We start from the raw sequence: 18,201 nt of genomic DNA on the forward strand, positions 1-18,201 counted from the left end.
GCTCAGCTCATGAGCGCGAACTCGTGAGCGTCAGGCGGCGACGACGTCGACCGCCTCGGCTGGCGCCTTGATGGTGACCCGTTCCGGTGGTACGCCGGTAACCGATACGGAATTCAGCATCGGACGGCGCACCGGTGTGGGCACCGGCTCGGTGGCCGCTGCAGACTGGGCCAGCTCGGCGAGAGCGAGTTCGTCGCTCACTTCCCGCATGAGCTCGGACATCCGTACGTCCAGCGCGTCGCAGATGGCGGAGAGCAGCTCGGAGGATGCCTCCTTCTGCCCCCGCTCCACCTCGGAGAGATAGCCGAGTGAAACTCGGGCGGACGAGGAGACTTCGCGCAGAGTACGGCCCTGGCGCTGGCGCTGCCGACGCAGCACGTCACCAAGCAGGCGACGGAGCAGAATCATCGGTGGCTCCCTCCTCGGACCGCGTAGCCGCATCCTTCACGCCCCACCGTACCGCCTTGCGCCGCGGCCGTGCGGGGAGCGATGTCGTGTTCACTCAGGGCTGCAAACATCAAAACCCCCCGTTCTGTTCCGTATCCTGTGCCCGCTCATTCCCGGTCTGTTCGCCCGCCAGCTCCTTCAGGAGCAGCGCGAGTACGCTCCGTACACTCTCCATACGGATTTCCGCCCGGTCACCGTTCAACCGCAGCGGTATCACTTTCCCGCCGCCGGCAGCATGAAAAGATGCTCGGGACGGCCCGTCGACGGCCACGAAAACCGTCCCGACCGGCTGCCCGTCCTGGGGTTCGGGTCCCGCGACACCGGTGGTCGCGATCCCCCAGTCCGCGCCGAGCGCCTTGCGCACGCCGGCCGCCATCTGGGCCGCGACCTGCGGATCCACCGCACCGCGCTCGGCCAACAGAGTGGCGTCGACACCCAGCAGTTCGTGCTTCAGTTCGGTGGCGTACGCCGTGACGGAGCCCCGGAAGGCCTGGGAGGCCCCGGGCGTCGCGGTGATCTCCGCCGCCACCAGACCACCGGTCAGCGACTCGGCGACGGCGAGCGTCTCGCCTCTCACCGTGAGTAGTCGCAGCACTTCGGCGGCCGTAGAACTCACCGTTCCGCCTCCTCGGCCGCCGCCTGCCGCTCGGCGATTCCGCTCCTGCGCAGCACAATGGCCTGTCTTACGTAGTCGAGCCCGGTGACGACGGTCAGGACGACCGCCACGGCCATCACCCAGAACCTCAGGGTGGCCAGCGGCCCCGTCAGCGCCAGGACGTACATCCCGACCGCGGTGCCCTGCGCGAGCGTCTTCAGCTTGCCGCCACGGCTCGCCGGAATGACCCCGTAGCGGATCACCAGGAAGCGCATCAGGGTGATCCCGAGCTCGCGCCCGAGGATCACTCCCGTCACCCACCACGGCAGATCACCGAGGTAGGACAGGCAGACCAGCGCCGCGCCCATAATCGCCTTGTCGGCGATGGGGTCGGCGATCTTCCCGAAGTCGGTGACCAGGTCGTACGTACGCGCCAGGTGCCCGTCGAAGATGTCGGTGATCATGGCGACGGCGAAGGCCGCCCACGCCCAGGCACGCCACGCGGGGTCGTACCCGCCGTCGGCCAGCATCAGCGCCACGAAGCCCGGCACCAGGACGAGCCGGATCATGGTCAGGATGTTCGCGATGTTCCAGAGGCTGGCCTGATTGACGGCCACAGCGCCCAGCTTCCCGCCCCGGGCCGGCTTGGAGCCCCCGGGAACGCCGGGAGCGCCCGCCGCGCCATTCGCGCTGGGGGAGCCGCCCGCCGCGGACGCCGGGGCTCCGGTCATCTGGCCGCCTCCTCAGTACACGGGAGCGAGCCCAGGAGCGGCTCGGCCACCAGGTCGACACCTTCCGTACCGACCACCTTGGCCTCGACGATACGGCCGACCGTCAGACCTTCGCCGCTCGTGAACTGCACCTGACCGTCGGTCTCGGGCGCCTGGTGCGCGGCACGGCCGACCGCACCCCACTCCTCCCCGTCGACGGAGCCGACCGACTCGACGAGCACGTGCACGGTTTCACCGACGCGCTCCTCGGCGCGCTGCGCGACCAGCTCCTCCGCGAGCCGGGACACGCGCGCGAGGCGCTCGTCGACCACGTCCTGGTCGAGCTTGTTCTCGTACGTCGCCGCCTCCGTGCCCTCCTCGTCGGAGTACCCGAAGACGCCGATGGCGTCGAGGCGCGCACCCGTGAGGAAGCGCTCCAGCTCCGCGAGGTCGGCCTCGGTCTCGCCGGGGAAGCCCACGATGAAGTTGGACCGCACACCGGCCTGGGGGGCCTTGGAGCGGATGGTGTCGAGCAGCTCCAGGAAGCGGTCCGTGTCGCCGAAGCGCCGCATCGCGCGCAGCACGTCGGGCGCGGAGTGCTGGAAGGACAGGTCGAAGTAGGGCGCGATGTTCGGCGTGGAGGTCAGCACGTCGATGAGCCCGGGGCGCATCTCGGCGGGCTGGAGGTAGCTCACGCGCACGCGCTCGATGCCGTCGATCTCGGCGAGCTCGGGCAGCATGGTCTCCAGGAGGCGGATGTCGCCCAGGTCCTTGCCGTACGAGGTGTTGTTCTCGGAGACCAGCATGATCTCCTTGACGCCCTGCTCGGCCAGCCAGCGGGTCTCGTTCAGCACATCGCTGGGGCGGCGCGAGATGAAGGAGCCTCGGAAGGACGGGATGGCGCAGAAGGAGCAGCGCCGGTCGCAGCCGGAGGCGAGCTTCACCGAGGCGACCGGGGCGCCGTCCAGGCGGCGGCGCAGGGGCGCACGCGGGCCGGAGACCGGGGCGACGCCCTCCGGGAGGTCCGAGGGGGCGCCGTGGCCGGGAAGGGCCACCTCCTCGCCCGCGCTCTGCCGCTCGGCGGGACTGATCGGCAGCAGCTTGCGCCGGTCGCGGGGGGTGTGGGAGGCGTGGATGCCGCCGTTCAGGATGGTCTGGAGGCGGTCGGAGATGTCCGCGTAGTCATCGAATCCGAGCACGCCGTCGGCCTCGGGGAGAGCCTCGGCGAGCTCCTTGCCGTACCGCTCGGCCATGCAGCCCACCGCCACGACGGCCTGGGTTCTGCCATGCCCCTTGAGGTCATTGGCTTCCAGGAGTGCGTCGACGGAGTCCTTCTTGGCGGCTTCGACGAAGCCACAGGTGTTGACGACGGCGACGTCCGCTTCTTCGGCGTCCTCCACGAGTTGCCAGCCGTCCGCCTCCAAGCGGCCTGCGAGCTCCTCCGAGTCCACCTCGTTACGGGCGCAGCCAAGGGTGACGAGTGCGACGGTACGGCGTTCAGGCATGGGCTCAAGACTACTTTGTCTCACTGACAGCCCACGTCGACGGGGTTGGCCGATCTTGGCCAACCCCGTACCCGCCTGTGCGGTGAACCCTTTGTACGCCCGCTTCGTGAGCCCGTTGTACGACCCTCACGGCCGTCCGAAGTCATCCGACGACGGGGTCGCCCTTCGTGTACGTCAGTCGCTCGACCTGGCCGGGCTGGAACTGGTCGTCGATCTTCTTGCCGTTCACGTACAGCTTGATGGCGCCCGCGTCGCCGAGGACCAGGTCGATCTTCGTCTTGTCCTGGAAGGTCTTGGACTCGCCCTGCTTGAGCAGACCGTCGAAGAGGAGCCGGCCGTTGTGGTCCTTGGCGGAGATCCAGCTGCGCCCGTCGGGGGCGCTCACCTGGACGGTCACCTTGTCCTGCGGGGCCGCCGCGATGGCGCTGTCGGAGGGCTCGGGCTTCGGGTCGGCGGGCTTGCTGATCTTGGGGCTGGCCGAGGTGGTGGACGTACTGGCGGTCGGTGTGGAGCCCTCGGCGACCGACGACTTCGCGTCGCTCCCACCGCTGCCCTTGACCACGGTGAACCCGACGAAGCCGATCACGGCGACGATCGCCGCGACCATGGCGGCGGTCCAGTTCGGCCCGCGGCGCTCGGGACGGATGCGTTCCGCCTCGAACATCGGGGCGGCGGGGGTGGGCGCGGGTCGCCCGCCGTGCTCGGCGTCGTAGCGGGCGAGCAGCGGGGCCGGATCGATGCGCACGGCCCGGGCCAGCGTCCGGATGTGGCCGCGCGCGTACACGTCACCGCCGCAGGGGGCGAAGTCGTCCTGCTCGATCGCGTGCACGATGGCGATACGGACCCGGGTGGCGTTGCTGACGTCGTCAACGGTCAGCCCTGCCTCGATGCGGGCCTGCCGCAGGGCACGACCGACCGAGAGGCCTTCTTCGCGGTGCTCTTCGAACGGGCGCTCGTCTTCGGGGGAGTTGCCGTCAGGGAAGTTGCCGATGGACACGGGGGCGCCTTTCGAGCGTGTAGCCACCTGTGCTGGAGGTTCAGTCTAGGGGGGGTACGAAAGGGTGGGGCAACCGGGCGGTGGGACTTTGTACGCCATCAGAATGGCCGGTCATCCTGATGTTGGGACAGGGGCCTGTCCCCTCGCTCAACTTGACGTACGACGAAGGGAAACGGTTGCCCGTCTTTCCCTTACGGGTGAGTCACGTTCGAATATCCACGTGTCACGGAGCGAACCGTCCGCGCCATGACCGCGCCGCCGAGATCTCACCCGTACGGTGACCGACCTGTCCCGTTTTCCTCCGCCAAAAGCTCTACGCTTCAGCTTCCCCACGAATCACGGCGAGCACTCCATCCAACTCGTCGGCCTTCACAAGAACGTCACGCGCCTTGGAACCCTCGCTCGGCCCGACGATGCCGCGGGACTCCATGAGGTCCATCAGCCGCCCGGCCTTGGCGAAGCCGACCCGCAGCTTGCGCTGGAGCATCGAGGTGGACCCGAACTGCGAGGTGACGACCAGTTCGGCGGCGGCGCACAGCAGGTCGAGGTCGTCGCCGATGTCCTCGTCGATCTCCTTCTTCTGCTTGGTGCCCACGGTGACGTCGTCCCGGAAGACCGGCGCCATCTGGTCCTTGCAGTGCTGCACGATGGCCGCGACCTCGTCCTCGGTGACGAAGGCGCCCTGCATACGGGTGGGCTTGTTGGCCCCCATCGGCAGGAAGAGCCCGTCACCCTTGCCGATCAGCTTCTCGGCACCCGGCTGGTCGAGGATGACGCGCGAGTCCGCCAGCGACGACGTGGCGAAGGCGAGCCGGGACGGCACGTTCGCCTTGATCAGACCGGTGACGACGTCCACGGACGGCCGCTGGGTGGCGAGCACCAGGTGGATGCCCGCCGCACGCGCGAGCTGCGTGATGCGCACGATCGCGTCCTCGACATCGCGCGGGGCGACCATCATCAGGTCGGCCAGCTCGTCGACGATCACCAGCAGATACGGATACGGCGTCAGCTCGCGCTCACTGCCCTCGGGCAGCTTCACCTTGCCGTTCCTGATGGCCTCGTTGAAGTCGTCGATGTGCCGGTAGCCGAACGCCGCGAGGTCGTCGTAGCGCAGATCCATCTCCCGTACGACCCACTGCAGCGCCTCGGCGGCCCGCTTCGGGTTGGTGATGATCGGCGTGATCAGGTGCGGGATGCCCTCGTACGCGGTCAGCTCGACCCGCTTGGGGTCGACGAGGACCATCCGGACGTCCTCCGGCGTCGCCCGGACCATGACGGACGTAATCAGGCAGTTAATGCACGAGGATTTACCGGAACCGGTGGCTCCGGCGACGAGCACGTGCGGCATCTTCGCCAGGTTGGCCATCACATAGCCGCCCTCGACGTCCTTGCCGAGCGCGACCAGCATCGGGTGGTCGTCCTCGGCCGCGTCCGCGAGGCGCAGCACGTCACCGAGGTTGACCATCTCGCGGTCGGTGTTGGGGATCTCGATGCCGACCGCCGACTTGCCGGGGATCGGACTGATGATCCGCACGTCGGGGCTGGCGACGGCGTACGCGATGTTCTTGGTGAGCGCCGTGATCCGCTCGACCTTCACCGCGGGGCCGAGCTCGACCTCGTAGCGCGTGACCGTCGGACCACGCGTGAAGCCGGTGACGGCGGCGTCGACCTTGAACTCCATGAAGACGTTCTGGAGCGAGGCGACCACGGCGTCATTGGCGGCGCTGCGCGTCTTGCCGGGCCCCCCGCGCTCCAGGAGGTCGAGCGACGGCAGGGAGTAGGTGATGTCGCCGGACAGCTGGAGCTGCTCGGCGCGCGGGGGCAGGTCGCGGGGCGCGTCGGGCGCGGACTTGGTGAGGTCGGGCACGACGGACTCGACGGCCAGGGCCTCCTGCTTGGGCCGCTTGGCGCCCGGAACGACCTTGGCGCGCGCGGCCGGCACCGGGGTCGTCTCCTCGTAGCCGTCGCGCTCCGCCGTGACGCCCTGCGTCAGATCAGCGACCAGCGGGGAGGGCGGCATCCCGTGCAGCACGGCGCCGTCGAGCGCGGCGGCGGCAGCCGCGGCGACGTCCACCGCGTCCATGGGCCGGTTCATGTCGGGCTGCTGCACACCGGGCCGCCGAGGACGGCCCCGGCGCTTGGTGAGCGCCTCCTCCTCGGCGCTCTCCGCGTCGTACCCCTCAGAGGCGCGTGAACGCCGCCGGGAGCGGGCGGGAAGCGCCTCACGCCACCGCTCGTCGTAGCGCTCGTCGTCCTCGCCGAAGGCGTCCTCGTCGAGGTCGGCCTGGACGACACCCAGCCTCTGCCCCAGCAGCCGCAGCCGCTGCGGGATCGCGTTGACGGGGGTCGCCGTGACGACCAGCAGGCCGAAGATCGTGAGCAGCACGAGCAGCGGCACCGCGAGGACGTCGCCCATCATGTACGTCAGCGGCGTCGACGCCCCCCAGCCGATGAGCCCGCCGGCGTCCCTTATCGCCTGCATGCCGTCGCTGCGCGCGGGCGCCCCGCAGGCGATGTGGACCTGGCCGAGCACGCCGATGACGAGCGCGGACAGGCCGATCACGATGCGCCCGTTGGCCTCCGGCTTCTCGGGATGCAGGATGAAGCGGGCGGCGATGACCGCGAGCAGTATCGGCACCAGCAGGTCGAGGCGGCCGAAGGCACCCGTCACCAGCATCTCGACGAGGTCGCCGACGGGCCCGTGCAGGTTGGACCACGTGCCCGCCGCGACGATCAGCGCGATCCCGATCAGCAACAGCGCGAGCCCGTCCTTGCGGTGCGCCGGGTCGAGCCCCTTCGCGCCCCGTCCTATGCCGCGGAACATCGCGCCGACGGCGTGCGCGAGGCCCAGCCACACGGCGCGTACCAGTTTGTACACGCTCGCGGTGGGGTTGGGCGCCGGCGCGGGTGGGGCCTTCTTCACCGCGACCTTCTTGGCGGGCGCCTTCTTGGCGGCTGCCTTTTTCGCGGGGGCCTTCTTCGCCGGAGCCTTCGTCGGAGCAGCCGCCTTCTTCGCGGGCGGCTTCTTGGCTGCGGACTGACGTGAGGCCATGAGTGTGAGGTTACCGGTGGAGACGACAGCGGACACGTGTGCCTACTGCTTCACCCGTTCGTGTCGCCCGTCCCAGGGAAGAGAACTGACGCGCGCTCACCGCGAACGACGGACTCCTCGGGGGTCAGTTCTGCGACGCCACCGGCGGTGCGCCGCTTCCCGTACCCGGCTCCAACGCGTCCAGCGCCCGGCGCAGTCCCGTGAGTTTGCGTTCGAGATGGGCCGCCGTCGCCACCGCCGCCGCGTCCGCCGAGTCGTCGTCGAGCTGTTTGGACAACGCCTCGGCCTGCTCCTCAACGGCCGCGAGACGCGCGGAGAGTTCGGCGAGGAGACCGGCCGGCTCCTTGGCCGAGCCGAGCGCCGTCTTGCCGCCGCCCTCCAGCTGGAGCCGCAGCAGCGCTGCCTGCTCGCGCAGTTGGCAGTTCTTCATGTAGAGCTCGACGAAGACCGAGACCTTCGCGCGCAGCACCCATGGGTCGAACGGCTTCGAGATGTAGTCCACCGCACCCGCCGCGTACCCCCGGAAGGTGTGGTGCGGGCCGTGGTTGATCGCCGTGAGAAAGATGATCGGGATGTCCCGAGTCCGCTCTCGCCGCTTGATGTGCGCCGCGGTTTCGAAACCGTCCATTCCAGGCATCTGGACGTCCAGCAGAATGACCGCGAAGTCGTCGGTCAGTAGCGCTTTGAGCGCTTCCTCCCCGGACGATGCCCGTACCAGTGTCTGATCGAGCGCGGAGAGGATCGCCTCCAGCGCCAGCAGATTCTCCGGCCGGTCATCGACCAGAAGGATCTTGGCCTTCTGCACCATGGCCCGCCCTCCTCGCCCCGGCAGTGCACCGGGCGCCGCCCCAGGGGACGACTCCCTTGCGTCGCCCGTCCTTGTGCCGGTCATGGTAGCCGCACCCCGCCTGTCGCCACACCCTGTCACCGCGATGTCACTGTGCACGTAGCAGAAACGTAGCGGGAGACCAGAAGGTTCCCCGAATCCCGCACTTCTACACGGCTTCGGCCACCGTCAGTTATACGACGTCGGGCGCCCCGCGCCGCCGACTCGGCGCGCACGGCCGGGCTTCCCGCTCGCCGACACCACCCGGCGACACCCATCCCGCTCACTCCTCGCGCATCCACTGCTCCATCACGGAGAGCAGATGGTCGGGATCGACCGGCTTGGTGACGTAGTCGGACGCGCCGGACTCGATGGCCTTCTCCCGGTCGCCCTTCATCGCCTTCGCCGTGAGCGCGATGATCGGCAGCCCGGCGAACTGCGGCATCCGGCGAATCGCCGTCGTCGTGGCGTAGCCGTCCATCTCGGGCATCATGATGTCCATCAGGACGACCGTCACGTCGTCGTGCTGCTCCAGCACCTCGATGCCCTCACGGCCGTTCTCGGCGTACAGCACCGACAGGCCGTGCTGCTCCAGGACGCTGGTGAGCGCGAACACGTTGCGGATGTCGTCGTCGACGATCAGCACCTTCTCGCCCTCGAACCGGATGCCTCGGCGCGGCTGCGCCGCCGCCTCCTGCTGGCCCCCGGCCGCCCACTGCTCCTGAGAGGCACCCGCGGCCCCGTTCGACCCCGGCAGCCCCGGGCGCTGCTCGGTCGCGGGCAGCGCCCTGCGGCGCCGCCTGAAGAGCGCGGCGGGCCCGTTCTGCGTCTCCTGGTACGACTTCACCTCGGCCGGCGTCTCGATGCCGACCCCGGACAGCTCCGCCTCCGAGGCGAGCAGCTCCCCGGCCTCCAGGGCGGGTGCGAGCTGCCCGTAGCCCTGCGGGGGCAGTTCGCTCGGGTGCAGCGGCAAATACAACGTGAACGTCGAACCGCGTCCCGGCTCACTCTGGGCGTGGATCTCACCGCCCAGCAGACGCGCGATCTCCCGCGAGATCGACAGCCCCAGACCCGTACCGCCGTACTTCCTGCTCGTCGTGCCGTCCGCCTGCTTGAAGGCCTCGAAAATCACCCGCATCTTGCTGGCGGCGATCCCGATCCCGGTGTCGGTCACCGAGAACGCGATCAAACCGGCGTCCGCGTCCCGCAGCGAACCCGTCTCCAGGAGCTGCTCCCGGATCGCCACCGGGACATCCGCGCCGGCGGGCCGGATCACCAATTCGACCGCTCCGGAGTCGGTGAACTTCACCGCGTTGGAGAGCAGGTTGCGCAGCACCTGAAGGAGGCGCTGCTCGTCGGTGTGCAGCGTGGCGGGCAGCTCAGGCGACACCCGGACGGAGAAGTCGAGGCCCTTCTCCGCGGTCAGCGGACGGAAAGTGGCCTCTACGTAGTCGACGAGTTGGACCAGCGCGATGCGGGTCGGCGACACGTCCATCTTGCCCGCCTCGACCTTCGACAGATCGAGGATGTCGTTGATCAGCTGGAGCAGGTCGGAACCCGCTCCGTGGATCGTTTCCGCGAACTCGACCTGCTTCGGAGTCAGGTTCGACTCGGCGTTGTCGGCGAGCAACTTCGCGAGGATCAGCAGGGAGTTGAGCGGCGTCCGCAGCTCGTGCGACATGTTCGCCAGGAACTCGCTCTTGTAGCGCATGGAGACCGCGAGCTGCTCGGCACGCTCCTCCAGAACCTGCCGCGCCTCCTCGATCTCGGTGTTCTTGACCTCGATGTCGCGGTTCTGCTGGGCCAGCAGCTCGGCCTTGTCCTCCAGTTCGGCGTTGGAGTCCTGGAGGGCCTTCTGCCGGTTCTCCAACTCCGCCGAGCGCTCCCGCAGCTGCTCGGTGAGCTCCTGCGACTGCTTGAGCAGCACCTCCGTCTTGGTGTTGACGGAGATGGTGTTGACGCTCGTCGCGATCATCTCGGCGATCTGGTTCAGGAAGTCCTTCTGGATCTGCGTGAACGGCGTGAAGGACGCCAGCTCGATCACACCCAGCACGGTCCCCTCGAAGAGCACCGGAAGCACGATCACCTGCGCCGGGGGCGCCTCGCCGAGCCCGGACGAGATCTTCAGGTAGCCGCTCGGCGCGTTCTCCACCAGGATCGTGCGCTTCTCCTGCGCGGCCGTCCCGATCAGCGCCTCACCGGGCCGGAACGACGTCGGCATGGAGCCCATCGAGTAGCCGTACGAGCCGAGCATGCGCAGCTCGTACGCGTCCTCGTCGTTGCCCGCCTCCTTGCCGTCGACCAGCGGCATGGAGAGGAAGAACGCGCCGTGCTGGGCGGAGACCACCGGCGTCAGCTCACTCATGATCAGCGAGGCCACGTCGTCGAGGTCGCGGCGCCCCTGCATCAGCGCGGAGATACGGGCGAGGTTGCCCTTGAGCCAGTCCTGCTCCTTGTTGGCGATGGTGGTGTCGCGCAGGTTGGCGATCATCTTGTTGATGTAGTCCTGAAGTTCCTGGATCTCGCCCGAGGCGTCCACGTCGATCTTCAGGTTCAGGTCGCCGCGGGTCACCGCGGTCGCCACGCGCGCGATGGCACGCACCTGCCGGGTGAGGTTCCCGGCCATCTCGTTCACCGACTCGGTGAGGTCGCGCCAGGTGCCGTCGACGTCCCGCACGCGTGCCTGGCCGCCCAGTTGCCCCTCGGTACCCACCTCGCGGGCGACTCGGGTGACCTCCTCGGCGAAGGACGACAGCTGATCGACCATCGTGTTGATGGTGGTCTTCAGCTCGAGGATCTCGCCGCGCGCGTCGATGTCGATCTTCTTGGTGAGGTCGCCCTTGGCGATGGCCGTGGTGACCATCGCGATGTTGCGAACCTGACCGGTCAGGTTGGACGCCATCCCGTTCACGGACTCGGTGAGGTCCTTCCACGTACCTGCCACACCCGGGACGTGTGCCTGGCCGCCGAGGATGCCGTCCGTGCCCACCTCGCGGGCCACCTTGGTGACCTGGTCGGCGAACGAACTCAGCGTCTTCACCATGGTGTTGAAGGTGTCGGCGAGCTGCGCGACCTCGCCGCGCGCCTCGATCGTCACCGTACGGGTCAGATCGCCGTTGGCGACGGCCGCGGCGACCTGGGAGATGTTGCGCACCTGCATGGTCAGGTTGTTGGCCATCAGGTTCACGTTGTTGCTGAGGTCCTTCCAGATGCCCGTGACACCGGGCACATGGGCCTGCCCGCCGAGGATGCCCTCGGTGCCCACCTCGCGGGCCACCCGGGTCACCTGCTCGGCGAAGGACGACAGCTGGTCCACCATCGTGTTCACGGTGGTGACGAGTTCGAGGATCTCGCCCTTGGCGTCGACGGTGATCTTCTTCGACAGGTCGCCCATGGCGACGGCCGTCGTGACCTCGGCGATGTTACGGACCTGGATGGTCAGGTTGTTCGCCATGAAGTTCACGGACTGCGTGAGGTCCTTCCAGGTGCCGGAGACACCCTGCACCTCGGCCTGACCGCCGAGCATGCCCTCCGTGCCCACCTCACGGGCCACCCGCGTCACCTGCTCGGCGAAGTTCGAGAGCTGGTCCACCATCGTGTTGAGGGTGTTCTTCAGCTCCAGGATCTCGCCGCGCGCGTCCACGTCGATCTTCTGCGACAGGTCACCCCGCGCCACCGCGGTCGCGACCTGCGCGATGTTGCGCACCTGGGCGGTGAGGTTGCCCGCCATGCCGTTCACGGAGTCCGTCAGGTCGCGCCACACACCGGCGACGCCGGGCACCTGCGCCTGACCGCCGAGACGGCCCTCCGTACCCACCTCACGGGCCACCCGCGTCACCTGGTCCGCGAAGGCGGAGAGCTGGTCGACCATCGTGTTGATGGTGTTCTTCAGCTCCAGGATCTCGCCGCGCGCGTCCACGTCGATCTTCTGCGACAGGTCACCCCGCGCCACCGCCGTGGTGACCTGGGCGATCTGCCGTACCTGCGAGGTCAGGTTCCCCGCCATGAAGTTGACGGAGTCGGTCAGTTCCTTCCACGTACCGGACACGCCGTCCACGCGGGCCTGACCGCCGAGGCGGCCCTCCGTACCCACGTCCCGGGCCATCCGCGTCACCTGGTCGGCGAAGGACGACAGCTGGTCCACCATCGTGTTCACGGTGTTCTTCAGCTGGAGCATCTCTCCGGAGACGTCGACCGTCACCTTCTGAGAGAGGTCACCGTTCGCGACCGCCGTCGTCACCTGCGCGATGTTGCGGACCTGACCCGTCAGGTTCCGGAACGCCGTGTTGACGGAGTCGGTGAGGTCCTTCCACGTACCGGCCACACCCGGCACCTGCGCCTGGCCGCCCAGTTCACCCTCGACACCGACCTCGCGCGCCACGCGCGTGACCTCGACACCGAACGACGACAGCTGGTCGACCATCGTGTTGACGGTGTTCTTCAGCTCCAGCATCTCGCCGGCCACGTCGACGGTGACCTTCTGCGACAGATCACCGTTGGCCACCGCCGTCGTCACCGCGGCGATGTCCCGCACCTGGGTCGTGAGGTTGCGGAACACCGTGTTGACGGAGTCCGTCAGGTCCTTCCACGTCCCCGCCGCGCCCGGCACGTTCGCCTGACCGCCGAGCCGCCCCTCTCCACCGACCTCGTTGGCCACACGCGTGACCTCGTCGGCGAACGTCCGCAGCGTCTCGGTCATCTGGTTGATCGTCTCGGCGAGCTGCGCGACCTCGCCGCGCGCGGAAACGGTCACCTTCTGCGACAGGTCACCGCTCGCGACCGCCGTCGTCACCTGCGCGATCCCGCGCACCTGGGCCGTGAGGTTGCCGGCCATCAGGTTCACCGAATCGGTGAGGTCCTTCCACACACCGGCCACACCGGGCACCTGCGCCTGACCGCCGAGCTCGCCCTCGGTGCCCACCTCGCGGGCGACACGCGTCACCTCGGAGGAGAACGACGACAACTGATCCACCATCGTGTTGACGGTGTTCTTCAGCTCCAGCATCTCGCCGGCCACATGAACCGTGACCTTCCGGGACAAGTCGCCCTTCGCGACCGCCGTCGTGACGAGAGCGATGTCACGCACCTGAGCCGTCAGCCGGTACGCCATGGTGTTGACCGAATCCGTGAGGTCCTTCCACGAACCGGACATTCCGCGCACCCGGGCCTGCCCGCCCAGCTTGCCCTCGGTGCCCACCTCACTGGCCACCCGCGTGACCTCGTCGGTGAACGTCGACAGCTGGTCGACCAGGTTGTTGACCGTCCGTCCGACCTTCAGGAACTCCCCGCGCAGCGGATGCCCATTGCCGTCCGCCGCCTGCGCCCGCAGCTCCATCCGCGGCGACAGATCACCCTCCGCCACCGCGGACAGCACCCGGCCGACCTCGGAGACCGGTCGTACGAGGTCGTCGACGAGCGCGTTCGACGCGTCGATCGCGGCGCCCCAGGAACCCTCGCAGGCGCCCGACTCCAGCCGCTCCGTGAGTTTTCCCTCACGCCCGACCACCCGCCGCACCCGAGACAGCTCACCCGTCAGATGCAGGTTCCGGTCCGCCACCTCATTGAAGACAGCCGCGATCTCCGACATCACGCCATCACCGGAGACCGTGAGGCGCTTGCGGAAATTGCCGTCCCGCATCGACACCAGGGCCGTCAGCAGCCTGTTCAGGGCAGCCGTGTCCACCTCGGTGGTGCCGTTGCGTGGTGTGCGCCGGTTGTTCAGGGACTGTCCGTCTTCTGCGCGCGTCTTACCGCCCCGCGTCGCTGCGCCAGACTCCACTGTGTCCCTCCCGCAAGGGTCGACCATTACTGCTCGGCGTACTCGGGTACTGCTTGCTCGGGTACTACTGCTGGTGCTCAGGTACTACTTGCTCGGCGAAGCGGCAGGCACTCGGCCCGCCCGACCTTCTCACCGGAGCTTGCCCAGTGTTTCACCCCGGCTGAACCAGGCCATAACAGTTCGGCAGCTTCGCACATCGTCCGCACACCGCCCGGAGGCGGCCACAGCCTCCTCAGGACGGAAACACAGGCACCTGTCCGAACGGAAACTCTGCCCCTCTCCCGACGGAAACACTGGTGACCGGCATCCGCATGGACGGCGAAGGTAAGTAACCTTGCATGCGGCTGTCCAGCCAAACCGGTTTGTCCGGCCTGGGCGGTGGCAGAAGAACGAGCGGGCAGGCATCGGAGGGGCACCGCACCATGACCACCGGACTGCATCCTGGGGGACAGCCCCAGGATCCTCGGTCGACGGGGAACCAGGCACTGCCCCGGCAGGAGCGGGTCGGCCCTGGAGCCCCGCACGCCGACAACCGGACAAGGAGTGCTGTGATCACCGCGCGCGCGGCCGCCAGTTTCGATCCCGTCGGGCGATCGGTCGCGACCGCCAGATCCTTCGTCCGCGACACCCTCCAGGGCTGGGGCTTCGCCGACATCGTCGACGACGCGGTGGTCCTGACCAGCGAACTCGTCACCAACGCTGTCGTGCATGCGGGCACCTCCGCGGACGTCCTGTGTCTGCGCAGCGACGAAGGCGTACGCATCGAGGTGGCTGACCGCTACCCGGAACGTGAGATTCCACTCCAGGCGACGGCTGTGAACATGGGCAGCCCCGACCGCGAGGGCGGGCGCGGACTCCAGTTGTGCGCCGCCCTGGCCGGCCGCTGGGGCGTCGACTACTCCCCCACGCACAAGCAGGTCTGGTTCCACCTCGACCTCCCGGATCGCCCGGTCGGCACCCGCGCCGCGGGCCCCGCGCTCCCCGCCGACCTTCTTCCGCTCGCCGACGGCCGCGTCCGCGTCGCGGTGATCCAGATCGACCGCGTCGGCGCCATCTCGGCCTGGAACGAGGACGCGGAGGACCTCTTCGGGTACGCCGCCGAACAGGTCATCGGCAAGCCCCTCACCGACCTCGCGGCCTGGCCGCACACCCCGGGCACCAGCACCGGCATCGCCGAGGCCCTCCAACTCTCGCGCTGGGAGGGCAGCTACGGGCTCCGGGGCGCGAGCGGCCGCGTGACCCCCGTCTACGCCTCCCACCTCCGCGTCCGCGACACCGGCGGCGAACCCTCCACGGTCTGCCTCCTCGTACGCGACCACGAACGCGCCGTCCTGCAGACCCCGTTGCGCGTGTCGGCCACCGACACGACGACCAGCTCCGAGGGCCAGGCCACGGACCCCTTCGAGGTCTTCATCGGCTCTCCCGCCCCGGACGACCTGGACGGCCTCCTCCAGCGCACGGTGGAGCGCGCCCGCGACATGCTCGACGGCGACTCCGCCTTCCTGCTCCTTGCGACCGACGACGAGACGGAGTTGGAGGTACGAGCCTCGACGGGCCTGCCCTCCGCCCGCCAGCGCTTCGCCCGCGTCCCCGTCGAGGCGGGCCCCGGCCGCTACGGCTCGGCCCGTATGCCCGCCGTCCACGAGGACCTGACGGTCGTCCCCGGCGCCGTACCACTGCTGGCCGGGACCGGCATGCGCTCGGTCGTCACGGTCCCGCTGAAGGTCGAGGGCCGCCTCACCGGCTCCCTCGGTGTCGCGGCCGAGGGACCCGCCCGCTACTCCAACGAGGAGGCCCTGCGCCTCCAGTTCGCCGCCGATCGCATCGCGCTCGCGGTGGAATCGGCCCGCCTGGGCGAGCTGGAACGCCTGCGCCGCGGCTCGCTGAGCTTCCTCGTCGAGGCCTCCGACCTCCTCGCCGGCACTCTGGACCGCGACCAGACCCTCGCGCTCATGGCCCAGATGACGGTCCCGACCCTCGCCACCTGGTGCGCGGTCTACACGATCGCCGACCAGGCCTCGGACCCGTACCTCTCGTACGTCCTGCACGAGGACGAGGAACGCATCGACGGCCTCAAGGCCCTGCTCTCGAAGATCGCCCCACCGGACCCGGTCCCCACCCCCGGCGCCCGCGTCTGGGCGGCCCCGGGCGAGGCCGCCCACCAGGCCGCCCTGCGCACCTCCATGCGCAGCCTGGGCCTCGGCGAGCCCGCCTCGGTCACCTCCGGCATCGGTACGACCCTGGCGACGGCCGCGGCGGTCGGCGGCGAGACCGTCGTCCTGCCCCTGGTGGCCCGCAACCGCGTCATCGGCATGCTGACGCTCGGCAAGCCCTCCGACGAACACTTCCGCCAGGAAATCCTGGAACTGGCCGAGGACCTGTCCCGCAGGGCCGCCCTGGCCCTCGACAACGCCCGCCTGTACTCGGAGCGCACGGCCATCAGCCAGTCCCTCCAGCGCAGCCTCCTGCCGCCGGACCTCCCGCACATCGATGGCGTCGAGGTCGAGGTCATCTACCGGGCGGCCGGCGAGGGCAACGAGGTCGGCGGCGACTTCTACGACCTCTTCCCGATCCGTGACGGCGTCTATGGGTTCGCCATCGGCGACGTCTGCGGTACGGGCCCGGAGGCGGCGGCGGTCACGGGCCTCGCCCGGCACGCCCTGCGCCTCCTGGCCCGCGAGGGCTTCGGCGGCCCTGCGGTCCTGGAGCGCCTGAACTCCGCGATCCTGGACGAGGGCGCCCGCAGCCGCTTCCTGACCCTGCTGTACGGCGAGTTGTGGCCCCAGGAGGACGGCAGCGCCATGCTGAAGGTGGTCTGCGCGGGCCACCCGCTCCCGCTCCGCCTGCGCCAGGACGGCACCGTAGAGGCGGCCGCCGAACCGCAGCCCCTCCTCGGCGTCATGGAGGACCTGGAGTTGTACGAGCAGACCGTCACCCTCGACCCGGGCGACGTGCTGCTGTGTGTGACGGATGGCGTCACCGAACGCCGCGAGGGCACCCGCATGTTGGGCGATGACGGTCTCACGGACGTCCTCACCACGTGTACGGGCCTCACGGCGGGAGCGGTGGCCGCCCGCGTCATGCGCGCGGTCGAGCGCTTCGCCTCCGACGCCCCGTCCGACGACATGGCGATCCTGGCGATGCGGGTGCCGGGCCTTCAGCGGGACTGAGGTCGGGCTCGACTCCGGGGACGCGGCTCCGGAGTCGCCTCCGGGACATGTGAAAGGCCCCCGCCCGTAAGGGCGGAGGCCTTTTCTGCTGGAGCCCCCCAACGGAATCGAACCGTTGACCTTCTCCTTACCATGGAGACGCTCTGCCGACTGAGCTAGGGGGGCCAGTCGCCTTTTCGAGGTTTCCCTCGCGGCAACGAGATAGATCATACCCCGAACAGCGGCGTGCTCCCAACCAGTCCCGTCGGATCAGAAGGCCGGCTGCAGCAATCCCCCGAGCGCATTGCACGCGGAGACGATCCGCTGCATCTCCCGCTTCGTCAACGACGCGTCCACGGGCAGCGCGAGGGTCTCGTCGGCGGCCCGCTCCGTCTCCGGGAGGTGCTCGTCCCGACGGAACCCGGGCAGACGGTGCACAGGCGTCTTCACCGGCACCCGGCACTCAACCCCCTTGGCCCGTACGGCCCGTGCGAAGGCGTCCCGGTCCGGCCGGCCATTGCCGGGCACGCGCACGACGTACTGCTGGTACGTGTGTCCGTCGCCGCCGTCCGGTGTGCGCACTCCGCTCAGCCGCCCGTCGAGATAGGCGGCCCGCTCCCTGCGCTGCGCGATCTCGTCGTACGGCGCCTCGGACTCGCCCAGTTCCAGTACGAGGAGCCCGTGTCGCTGACCGACGTCCCGCAGCCGCGCCATGTCGGCCGAGCGGCCGAAGCGGTGTACGACGACGACAGCGGTCGACCGCGGGGTCACGGCCGCCTCGACAGCGCCTGCGTCAAGGCAGTACGTGACCGGGTCTATGTCGGCGAAGACGGCCGACGCACCGACCTGGGTCGCGGCCTCCGCGACCTCGACGTTCCCGAACGCCGGCACGATGACCTCGTCGCCGACTCCGACGCCCGCGGCCCTGAGCATTGCAGCAGTACCCATGCCGCGGATGCTTGTCGCGCAAAGTGAACGCAAAGTGTCGGACAACAAAAAAGAGCTGGTCCCCGAACCGAAGTTCGGGGACCAGCTCTTCTAATATGAGTTCGGCGGCGTCCTACTCTCCCACAGGGTCCCCCCTGCAGTACCATCGGCGCTGTGAGGCTTAGCTTCCGGGTTCGGAATGTAACCGGGCGTT

Annotated in this window: 10 protein-coding genes, 1 tRNA gene and 1 rRNA gene; 1 reads left to right on the forward strand and 11 read right to left on the reverse strand. The window is 69.1% G+C overall.

All coding sequences use genetic code 11. The features are described 5' to 3' along the window. Positions 1 to 30 precede the first annotated feature (30 nt). The 8 genes from ACIQTP_RS42730 to ACIQTP_RS42765 form a co-directional block, all read right to left on the reverse strand. Positions 31 to 408, reverse strand: a complete 378-nt coding sequence (locus tag ACIQTP_RS42730; RefSeq protein ID WP_054228608.1) for a helix-turn-helix domain-containing protein — start codon at positions 406 to 408, stop codon at positions 31 to 33. Positions 409 to 517: 109 nt separating this feature from the next. Further along, complete coding sequence (locus tag ACIQTP_RS42735) at positions 518 to 1,063, reverse strand: CinA family protein (RefSeq protein ID WP_099920348.1); 546 nt, start codon at positions 1,061 to 1,063, stop codon at positions 518 to 520. Further along, a complete protein-coding gene (gene pgsA, locus ACIQTP_RS42740) occupies positions 1,060 to 1,773 on the reverse strand; it encodes a CDP-diacylglycerol--glycerol-3-phosphate 3-phosphatidyltransferase (protein ID WP_075030681.1) in 714 nt (237 codons plus the stop codon). Before pgsA ends, ACIQTP_RS42735 begins: the two co-directional genes overlap by 4 nt. Then, positions 1,770 to 3,257 (reverse strand): 30S ribosomal protein S12 methylthiotransferase RimO, encoded by a 1,488-nt coding sequence (rimO, locus tag ACIQTP_RS42745; RefSeq protein ID WP_402038779.1) that lies wholly within the window; start codon positions 3,255 to 3,257, stop codon positions 1,770 to 1,772. Before rimO ends, pgsA begins: the two co-directional genes overlap by 4 nt. A gap of 142 nt (positions 3,258 to 3,399) precedes the next feature. Then, positions 3,400 to 4,254, reverse strand: coding sequence for a helix-turn-helix domain-containing protein (locus tag ACIQTP_RS42750; RefSeq protein ID WP_402038780.1), 855 nt, complete (start codon positions 4,252 to 4,254; stop codon positions 3,400 to 3,402). Positions 4,255 to 4,567: 313 nt separating this feature from the next. Further along, positions 4,568 to 7,306 carry a DNA translocase FtsK gene (locus ACIQTP_RS42755; RefSeq protein ID WP_403410526.1) on the reverse strand — a complete coding sequence of 913 codons (2,739 nt, stop codon included), beginning with the start codon at positions 7,304 to 7,306 and terminating at the stop codon, positions 4,568 to 4,570. Between the two features lie 124 nt (positions 7,307 to 7,430). After that, a complete protein-coding gene (locus tag ACIQTP_RS42760; RefSeq protein WP_402038782.1) occupies positions 7,431 to 8,114 on the reverse strand; it encodes a two-component system response regulator in 684 nt (227 codons plus the stop codon). A gap of 301 nt (positions 8,115 to 8,415) precedes the next feature. Then, positions 8,416 to 13,911 (reverse strand): HAMP domain-containing protein, encoded by a 5,496-nt coding sequence (locus tag ACIQTP_RS42765; RefSeq protein WP_403410529.1) that lies wholly within the window; start codon positions 13,909 to 13,911, stop codon positions 8,416 to 8,418. A gap of 422 nt (positions 13,912 to 14,333) precedes the next feature. Between ACIQTP_RS42765 and ACIQTP_RS42770 the strand changes: the two genes are divergently transcribed. Next, positions 14,334 to 17,081, forward strand: coding sequence for a SpoIIE family protein phosphatase (locus tag ACIQTP_RS42770; protein WP_403410532.1), 2,748 nt, complete (start codon positions 14,334 to 14,336; stop codon positions 17,079 to 17,081). Positions 17,082 to 17,170: 89 nt separating this feature from the next. On the opposite strand, the gene ACIQTP_RS42775 is transcribed toward ACIQTP_RS42770, so the two are convergent. From ACIQTP_RS42775 to rrf, 3 genes are all read right to left on the reverse strand, one after another. Further along, positions 17,171 to 17,246: transfer RNA gene (locus tag ACIQTP_RS42775), tRNA-Thr, on the reverse strand. Between the two features lie 84 nt (positions 17,247 to 17,330). Then, positions 17,331 to 17,993, reverse strand: a complete 663-nt coding sequence (locus ACIQTP_RS42780; RefSeq protein ID WP_403410552.1) for a DegT/DnrJ/EryC1/StrS family aminotransferase — start codon at positions 17,991 to 17,993, stop codon at positions 17,331 to 17,333. 114 nt (positions 17,994 to 18,107) lie between these two features. Then, positions 18,108 to 18,201: ribosomal RNA gene (gene rrf / locus ACIQTP_RS42785) — 5S ribosomal RNA — on the reverse strand; the annotation flags it as partial.

It is taken from the genome of Streptomyces sp. NPDC090798 (genome assembly GCF_044768965.1).
In the GTDB taxonomy this organism is placed as follows: Bacteria; Actinomycetota; Actinomycetes; order Streptomycetales; family Streptomycetaceae; genus Streptomyces.

Coding starts and splice junctions, on each gene's coding strand:
- ACIQTP_RS42730 (WP_054228608.1), bottom strand. CDS start 408: ATGATTCTGCTCCGTCGCCTGCTTGGTGACGTGCTGCGTCGGCAGCGC.
- pgsA (WP_075030681.1), bottom strand. CDS start 1,773: ATGACCGGAGCCCCGGCGTCCGCGGCGGGCGGCTCCCCCAGCGCGAAT.
- rimO (WP_402038779.1), bottom strand. CDS start 3,257: ATGCCTGAACGCCGTACCGTCGCACTCGTCACCCTTGGCTGCGCCCGT.
- ACIQTP_RS42755 (WP_403410526.1), bottom strand. CDS start 7,306: ATGGCCTCACGTCAGTCCGCAGCCAAGAAGCCGCCCGCGAAGAAGGCG.
- ACIQTP_RS42760 (WP_402038782.1), bottom strand. CDS start 8,114: ATGGTGCAGAAGGCCAAGATCCTTCTGGTCGATGACCGGCCGGAGAAT.
- ACIQTP_RS42770 (WP_403410532.1), top strand. CDS start 14,334: ATGACCACCGGACTGCATCCTGGGGGACAGCCCCAGGATCCTCGGTCG.
- ACIQTP_RS42780 (WP_403410552.1), bottom strand. CDS start 17,993: ATGCTCAGGGCCGCGGGCGTCGGAGTCGGCGACGAGGTCATCGTGCCG.